General features: G+C 73.8%; 7 protein-coding genes. 4 read left to right on the top strand and 3 right to left on the bottom strand.

From position 1 onward, the window contains the following. Positions 1 to 21 precede the first annotated feature (21 nt). Positions 22 to 2787, bottom strand: coding sequence for a SpoIIE family protein phosphatase (locus ACI2LW_RS31495; RefSeq protein ID WP_404734671.1), 2766 nt, complete (start codon positions 2785 to 2787; stop codon positions 22 to 24). A 356-nt stretch (positions 2788 to 3143) separates the two neighbouring features. Between ACI2LW_RS31495 and ACI2LW_RS31500 the strand changes: the two genes are divergently transcribed. Further along, the gene (locus tag ACI2LW_RS31500; RefSeq protein WP_404734672.1) at positions 3144 to 4358 is read left to right on the top strand and encodes a S1 family peptidase; all 1215 of its coding nucleotides are present in this window, start codon (positions 3144 to 3146) and stop codon (positions 4356 to 4358) included. Positions 4359 to 5043: 685 nt separating this feature from the next. Here the strand turns inward: ACI2LW_RS31500 and ACI2LW_RS31505 are convergent. After that, positions 5044 to 5265: a hypothetical protein gene (locus ACI2LW_RS31505; RefSeq protein WP_404734673.1), complete on the bottom strand. Its 222-nt coding sequence runs from the start codon at positions 5263 to 5265 to the stop codon at positions 5044 to 5046. 157 nt (positions 5266 to 5422) lie between these two features. Here ACI2LW_RS31505 and ACI2LW_RS31510 point away from each other — a divergent pair, with 157 nt between their 5' ends. Next, positions 5423 to 6151: a L,D-transpeptidase family protein gene (locus ACI2LW_RS31510; protein ID WP_404734674.1), complete on the top strand. Its 729-nt coding sequence runs from the start codon at positions 5423 to 5425 to the stop codon at positions 6149 to 6151. On the opposite strand, the gene ACI2LW_RS31515 is transcribed toward ACI2LW_RS31510, so the two are convergent. Further along, the gene (locus ACI2LW_RS31515; RefSeq protein ID WP_404734677.1) at positions 6141 to 6551 is read right to left on the bottom strand and encodes an ATP-binding protein; all 411 of its coding nucleotides are present in this window, start codon (positions 6549 to 6551) and stop codon (positions 6141 to 6143) included. The genes ACI2LW_RS31510 and ACI2LW_RS31515 overlap by 11 nt on opposite strands. A 396-nt stretch (positions 6552 to 6947) precedes the next feature. On the opposite strand from ACI2LW_RS31515, the gene ACI2LW_RS31520 reads away from it, so the two are divergent. Next, complete coding sequence (locus tag ACI2LW_RS31520) at positions 6948 to 7352, top strand: ATP-binding protein (protein ID WP_404734675.1); 405 nt, start codon at positions 6948 to 6950, stop codon at positions 7350 to 7352. A gap of 154 nt (positions 7353 to 7506) precedes the next feature. Then, positions 7507 to 7668 (top strand): hypothetical protein, encoded by a 162-nt coding sequence (locus tag ACI2LW_RS31525; protein ID WP_404734676.1) that lies wholly within the window; start codon positions 7507 to 7509, stop codon positions 7666 to 7668. The last annotated feature ends 138 nt before the right edge of the window (positions 7669 to 7806 follow it).

Genomic DNA, 7806 nt, shown 5'->3' on the forward strand with positions numbered 1-7806 from the left:
CCGGGGCAGCGGATCGTGCCTCTAGAGTTCGACCCCGGGCTGCAGGTCGGCCAGTGCCTCGGTGTTCAGGTCCTCGAAGGCCAGGGCGAGCGCGGCGTCGCCGTCGGCGGCGTCGCCCGTGAGGGCCAGTTCGGCCCAGATGACCTTGCCCTGGGGCGTGTAACGGGTGCCCCAGCGCTCGGTCATCTGCGCCACCAGGAACAGCCCCCGGCCGCCCTCCTCGGTGGTGGCCGCGTACCGCAGGTGCGGCGAGGTGCTGCTGCCGTCGGCCACCTCGCAGATCAGGGTCCGGTCGCGGATCAGCCGCACGTGGATCGGCGCGGAGCCGTAGCGGATGGCGTTGGTGACCAGTTCGCTGAGCACCAGCTCCAGGCTGAAGTCCAGGCCGGACAGGCCCCACTCGTCCAGCTTGCGGCTCGCCGCCAGCCGCATTCCGGCGACCGCGGCCGGATCGGCCGGTACGTCCCAGTCGGCGATCCGGTCCGGCGGCAGCGCCCGGGTGCGGGCGATGAGGAGGGCCACGTCGTCCTTGGGGCGCGCGGGCAGCATGGTGTCCAGGACGGCCTGGCAGCTCTGCTCCGGGGGCCGCTCGGGATGCCCCGCGAGGGTCTGGCGCAGCAGTTCCAGCCCCACGTCCAGGTCCCGGGCGCGGTCCTCGACGAGTCCGTCGGTGTACAGGACGAGCTGGGTGCCCTCCTCGAGTTCCATCTCGGCGGTCAGGAAGGGCATGCCGCCGAGTCCGAGCGGCGGGCCGGGCGGCAGGTCGGGGTAGGTGACGCTGCCGTCCGGGCTGATCAGGGCGGGTGCCAGGTGCCCCGCGCGGGCCATGGCGCAGCGGCGGGTGACGGGGTCGTAGACCGCGTACAGGCAGGTGGCGCCTACGACGGCCGCGGCGACCTCGGTACACGCCTCGTCCTGGTCGATGCGGCCGACCAGGTCGTCGAGGTGGCTCAGGAGTTCGTCGGGCGGCAGGTCCAGGGTGGAGAAGTTGTGCACCGCGGTGCGCAGCCGCCCCATCGTGGCGGCCGCGTGCAGACCGTGGCCGACGACGTCACCGACGACCAGCGCGACGCGGCCGCCGGGCAGCGGGATCACGTCGAACCAGTCGCCGCTCACCCCGGAGTGGGCGGGCAGATAGCGGTGCCCGACGTCCACGGCGCTCTGCTCGGGCAGCGCGCGCGGCAGCAGACTGCGCTGGAGGGTGACGGCGAGGGCGTGCTCACGGGTGTAGCGGCGGGCGTTGTCGATGCTGACGGCGGCGCGCGCCACCAGCTCCTCCGCGAGCGACAGCTCCTCCTCGTCGAAGGGGCCGTGCTCCTTGGTGCGCCAGAAATTCGCGACGCCGAGGACGACGCCGCGGGCCTGGATGGGGGCCGTGATGAGCGAATGGATGCCGTAGTCCACGATCGCGCCGGCGCGACCGGGGTCCTGGGCCTGCCAGCCGTCGGCGATCGACAGGTCGGTGACCAGCTCGGAGCGGCCGGTCCCGTAGCCGCGCCCCTGCGGGGTGCTGGGCAGGAAGTCGATCAGCCGGTCCTTCTCGTAGAGCGGATGGTCGTCGCGGACTCCGTGGACGGTGACGCGCCGGACGCCGGTCGCGGTGGCGGCGGGCTCCTCGCCCTGGAGTACGGCGTCGGAGAGGTCCACGGTGACGAAGTCGGCGAAGCGGGGCACGGCGACCTGGGCCAGTTCGTCGGCCGTGCGCACCACGTCGAGAGTGGTGCCGATGCGCAGGCCGGCGTCGTAGAGGAGTTTGAGGCGCTCGCGGGCGAGCTCGGCCCTGCCGGAGACGGCCTGGAGCTCGGTGGAGTCGCGCAGGGTGACGACGGTTCCCTTGGGGCCTCCGTCGCGGTCGGTGGGGCGCTGGTTGACGGCGAGCAGGCGGGGACCGGCGAGGTGGACCTCGTCGGTGGCCTCGCGGCCGGAGACGAGCAGGGCGATCGTCTCGGGTTCGAGGGTGGGCAGGTCCGTGACCTGGTGGCCCTCGGCGTCCGGGGGCAGGTCGAGGAGCCGCTTGGCCTCGTCGTTCGCCAGCAGCAGCCGCCCCTCGGCGCCCACGATGAGCACGCCTTCGCGCACGGCGTGCAGCACCGCGTCGTGGTGCTCGTACATGCGGGCCATCTCGTCCGGGGCGAGGCTGTGCGTCTGCCGGCGCAGCCGCCTGCCCACCAGCGCGGTCACGCCGGTCGCCACACCGAGGGCGGCTGCGCCCGCGGTCAGGATGATCGGTATCTGCCGGTCGACCTGGTTGGTGACGTTCTTGACCTTCAGGCCGGCGGAGACCAGCGCCACGACGTGGCCGCCGGTGTCCTTGATGGGGACGGTGGCCTGTACTTCCTGGCCGAGCGGGCCGTGCACGCTCTCGGTGTAGACGCGGCCGTCGAGGGAGGGCTCGATGGTGCCGACGAAGCGCTTGCCGATCCGGTCGGGCATGGGGTGGGTGTAGCGGATGCCCTTCGTGTCCATGACCACGATGAAGTCGACGCCCGCGGACTTGCGCCCCGCCTCGGTCAGCGGCTGGAGCACCGTGGACGGTTCGGGGGTGCGCAGCGCGGACAGCACGCCGGGCGAGTGGGCGAAGGTCTGCGCGACGGCTATGGAACGGCGCTTGGCCTCGGAGTCGGTGTCCCGCTGCGACTGCAGCAGCAGGGCGAAGACGGCGAAGGCCACCAGGAGCACCACCAGGGCCACCTGGAGAACGAACACCTGTCCAGCGACGCTCCGCCGGCCGGCGCGGACCAACGATCGCGAGGATATGCGTCGAAGACGGGTGAAACGGTCTGCCATTGGGCCTTTCTAGCATTCAGCGTCCCAAGTCGTCACGACTCGGCTCCATAATCCTTCCGCCCGGCAGGGACCGGGCGGCCTCCGCGGACGGACCCCGGAGCGAGGCGGCACAGGGATGACAATGTTGTCGGGCGGCCCAACCCGGCGGGGCGGCAGTGTTTTTCGAACGAACGGCGCCCGTCACCGCACCCGGCACCCTGGAGCCGACCTCTGAGTGGCATGCCGGGGCCACAAAACCCTGCATTGGCATGGACCTGATAACCATACCCTCGCTAAGCTCTGCCCGACGCGATGAGAGCGCTCTCACCCCGCGGTTGTTCCACCCCACCCCGCTGGAACGACGAAGGGCATCCTCAGTGAGACGTACCCGGCTTCAGCGCGCCGTCCTGGCCGCGCTCGTCCTGCTCGGCGGCTGGGCCGCCGCCGGAACCGCCCCCGCCTGGGCGACACCCCCGGGCGCCCCCGCACCCGCCGCCCACGAACCCGCACCCGCACCCGCACCCGCACCGGCCGCATCCGCGCACACACCCGCCGCCTCTCCCGGGCTGCTCCGCGCCCTGGAGCGCGACCTGGGACTCCCCGCCGGGCGGGCGGGCAGCCGCCTGGCGGCGGAGCGCACCGCGGCCGCCGTGGAGCCGAAGGCCCGCAAGGCCGCCGGGGCCGCCTACGGCGGCTCCTGGTTCGACGCCGGCACCGGACGGCTCACCGTGGCCGTGACCCGCGACGCCGCCCCCTCGGCCGTACGCGCCGTACGGGCCAGCGGCGCGGCGGTCCGCACCGTGGAGCGCAGTGCCCGGCTGCTCGACGCCGCCAAGACCCGTCTGGACCGGCTGGCCGCCCCCTCCGGCGTGACCGGCTGGCACGTCGACCCGGCGGCCAACGCGGTCGTCGTCGACGTCGTCCGCGACCGGAGTTCCGACAACGATGTCCGGCGGTTCCTGGCCCGTGCCCGCGCGACCGGTCCGGTGACCGTGCGGACGGTGTCCTCGGCGCCGCTGACCTTCGCGGCCGGGACGGTCGGCGGCGACCCCTATTACACCGGCAACGTGCGCTGCTCCATCGGCTTCTCCGTGTACGGCGGCTTCGTCACCGCGGGGCACTGCGGGCAGCCGGGCGCCGCGGTGTACGGCTGGGACCGCTCCTACGTCGGCACCTTCCAGGGCTCGTCCTTCCCCGACAACGACTACGCCTGGGTGAGCGTGGGCAGCGGCTGGTGGACGGTGCCGGTGGTCCTCGGCTGGGGCACCGTGCCGGACCAGCTCGTACGGGGCTCCGCGGAGGCGCCCGTCGGCGCCTCGGTCTGCCGCTCCGGCTCCACCACGCACTGGCACTGCGGCACGGTCCTGGCCAGGAACGAGACGGTCAACTACAGCCAGGGCGCCGTGCACCAGCTGACCAGGACCAGCGTCTGCGCCGAGCCGGGCGACTCCGGCGGCTCGTTCATCAGCGGTGATCAGGCGCAGGGGGTCACCTCGGGTGGCTGGGGCAACTGCTCCGGCGGCGGGGAGACCTGGTTCCAGCCGGTGAACGAGATCCTGGGCCGGTACGGTCTGACGCTGCACACCGCCTGACGGCGGCCGGCGCGCTCGAAGAGCGCACCGGCGGCAACGACCCGGGGGGGCCGGTCGGTCACGTGGCCGGCCGGGCCCCCTTGCCGCGCGGCCGGCGGGGCGACCGCGCGGCTCGGTGACCGGAACCGGGCGCCGAAGGACCGAGGGCTCGAAGGCCCCGCCCGGGCGGAAGCCCCTCGCGCCGCGCACGGCGGCGATCGCAGGAGCGGCGTGTTCAGGTCAAGGCGATACCCGCGCGCCGGCACGCCGGTACGGGGTCGCCGCACTCCTCCCCATCCGCCGGTCGGCGCTTCCCGTCGGCCGGTGCCGTGCTGTGGCGCGGGGGCACGTCGCCGGCGCGGTGTCCGCCCGGCCGGAGCTCTCACCGCCGTGCTCGCGCCGCGGGACGTCACGGCCGGCGCCGGACGCCCGCGCGCCAACGGCCGGCGACCGGTGCGGGCCCGCGACCGACGGCCGGCGACCGGTGCGGGCCCACGGTCGGCGGCGGGCGACCGGTGCAGGCCCGCGGCCGGCGGTCGGCGGCCGACCGTCTGAAGGCCCAACAGCCTGAAAGCCCAGCAGTTCCCTGAAAGCCCAGCAGTTCGACGATCCGAACGCCCGAAGGCCTGCCCGCCGCGAGCGTCATGGACCTCGACGCCCGGACGGGCAGGCCTTCTTGATGAGCGGGCCCTTCCCCCGCGGACCGCTAACGGTCCGCGGGGGCCGGGGAGCCGACGGCGGGCGGAGCCGTCATCAGCTTCCCGAACAGGGCCATGCAGGTGGAACAGTGACCAGCCCGCTGTGCGCTCGGCCCGTCGACGGATCGGCCGAGCCGCTGACCGCACAGGGTGGTGGCCGTGTGCTTGGACATGACGTGCCACACGACGGCCCCGCCGGGCTTTTCGACTCCTGCACACATCTCATACATGATCGGCTCCCTTGATGGACGCCTCTCTGACTCAAGGAGACACCGAACGGGGGGCGCGGACGCAGCCACGGACGACCATTCGGGTGACCGCGAACGGATCCGGCCGGGCCGGGGGCCGCGCGCCGCGGGGCGTCGAGCGGGTGGGATCATGGCCCGCATGCGAACAAGCGGTGCGATGCGGGCGGTGGCCGCGCTGGCGGCCTGGGGCGCGGTGGTGATGTCGCTGACGTCGTGCGGGGGTTCGGGCCACACCGACACGGGAAGCGACCGGCGTACGGACGACTCGGCACCGCGGTCCACGGCGCTCGAGCGGGTGCCCGGCATCGGGGACCGGCTGTGGAAGCGGGTACCGGCCGGCTCCCGGCAGGTCGTCGCCGTCTACGGCGCCGGCCCCAACTCCCCCGACTCCACAGTGGAACTCTTCACCAGGCACGGCTCCACCTGGAGCCGGGTCAAGTCCTGGCCGGCCCACAACGGCCGCAAGGGCTGGACCACCCGTCACCACGAGGGCGACCAGCGCAGCCCGGTGGGGGTGTTCACGCTGAGCGACGCCGGCGGCGTGCTGGACGACCCCGGGACCCGGCTGCCGTACACCAAGTCGGCCTCCTTCCAGGCGCCGCACTACTGGAACAAGGCCTACTGGCACGACTTCGACTACGTCATCGCCATCGACTACAACCGCGTCAAGGGCACCCCGCCCAACGACCCCACCCGGCCGCAGGGCCGGTCCAAGGGCGGCAGCATCTGGCTGCACATGGACCACGGCAGCGGCACCTCGGCGTGCGTGAGCATGTCCGAGGAGGCGATGCGGTACCTGCTGCGCACGCTCGACCCGCGCCAGCACCCGGTGGTGGTGATGGGCGACTCCGCCGGACTCAGGGCCTGACCGGGGTGTCGAACAGGGCGATGCGGGCGAGGACGCGCTTGCCGACCGGCTCCCGCCGCGCCTCGAAGCCCTGCACCAGGGCCATCACGATCTCCAGGCCGTGCTGGCCCACCCGGCCCGGGTCGGCGGCCCGCGCCACGGGCAGCACCGGATCGCTGTCCCAGACCGCGACCTCCACCGCGTCGCCGGCGATCCGCAGGTCCATCAGGATCGGGCCGGAGGCGTACTTGCGGGCGTTGGTGACCAGTTCGCTGACGACCAGTTGGGTCACGTCCATGGCGCGGTCCGAGACCGGCAGCCCGTGCCGCGTCCGCGCGCCGGCGAGGAACGAGACCGCGAGGTGACGTGCCTCGGCGATGCAGGTGCCGTCGCCGTCCAGGGCCGCCGCCGCCCGTATCACTTCGATGTCCGAGGCGTCCTTTGCACCGTCGAAGAGGACAGCATCCGTCGCACCTGCCTTCACCACGCTGTTCACGGGCCGCACATACCCGCGTTCCGGCCCCGCACGCCTGCTCCTTGTGTGTTGCCTGCGTCACATCGCACGGCCCCCCGCTGCGCGCCTCGCACGGCCCCCGCCGCGGGCCCGCGGCCGCACGGCCGGTCGTACGGCTGCGTCGACGGCGGCCGCCGGGGTAGACGCGAGAGGCGGGACGCGCGGCGGGCCGTTCGCGACGGCGCGGCACGCGCGGCGGGCCGGCGACGACGGCACAGGACACGCGGCGGCCACGGAGTACGCCGACGACGACGGAGTACGCCACGGGCGCGGGCGGCCGACGACAGGGAAGAGGGACGCACAGTGGACGAGACCTCGCTTCGGGCGGTGGGCTGGGCACGCTCGCTGCCGATGGACACCGGGGTGAAGGCGGCACGCGACTGGGCCTACGAGCATCTGCGCACGCTGGGCTGGACCACCAGCGCCCCGGAGACGGTGGACGCCGTGCTGCTGACCGTCTCCGAACTGGTCACCAACGCCCACACCCACGCCCACAGCACCGCCCAGCTCGTGCTCACCTGGGACAACCGCTGCCTGCACATCGCGGTGCACGACACCTCCAGCGAGGTGCCCGCGCCCCGCCCGCCGAGCGGCGAACGCGTGGGCGGGCGGGGGATGTTCCTCGTCGACGCCCTTGCCGACGCCTGGGAGACCCGTCCCTGCCCGCACGGCAAGACCGTCGTCGCCTGCTTCCGCCTGCCCGAGTGACCCGACGAGCGGGACCGGTGTAACGCGTGTCACGCTGTGTGGCCGCGAAGCGGTTTTCCACTACCGCCAGTAACATGATCAACTTGCTGGCGACGCTCCCCCGGCGAGTCCGGGAGCCCTCCGCGCCTTCCGACACCCCCGTGCGAGGTTCCTCATGTCGTCCCAGGACGATGCCCTGCGGCAAGCACAGACCGACTACGAGCACCACATGCGGACGTGCCGCCAGTGCCACGCGGACGCCGTGCCGTGTGCCGTGGCCAAGCACCTGCTGCGCGTCTACAACAACGCCCGGCGAGGTCTCACCCACCGCGGCTGAGACGCGGGACACCCACACACGCGGCGGGGGGGGGGGGCCCCCCCCCCGCGGGGGGCCCCCCCCCCCGGCGGGGGGCGCGGCCCCCCCCCCCCGGGGGGGGCGCGCCGGGAGGGGGGGGGGGGGGGCGCGGAGGGGGGC

Origin of the sequence: Streptomyces sp. NPDC004065 (genome assembly GCF_044903565.1) — a bacterium.
Lineage (GTDB): Bacteria > Actinomycetota > Actinomycetes > Streptomycetales > Streptomycetaceae > Streptomyces.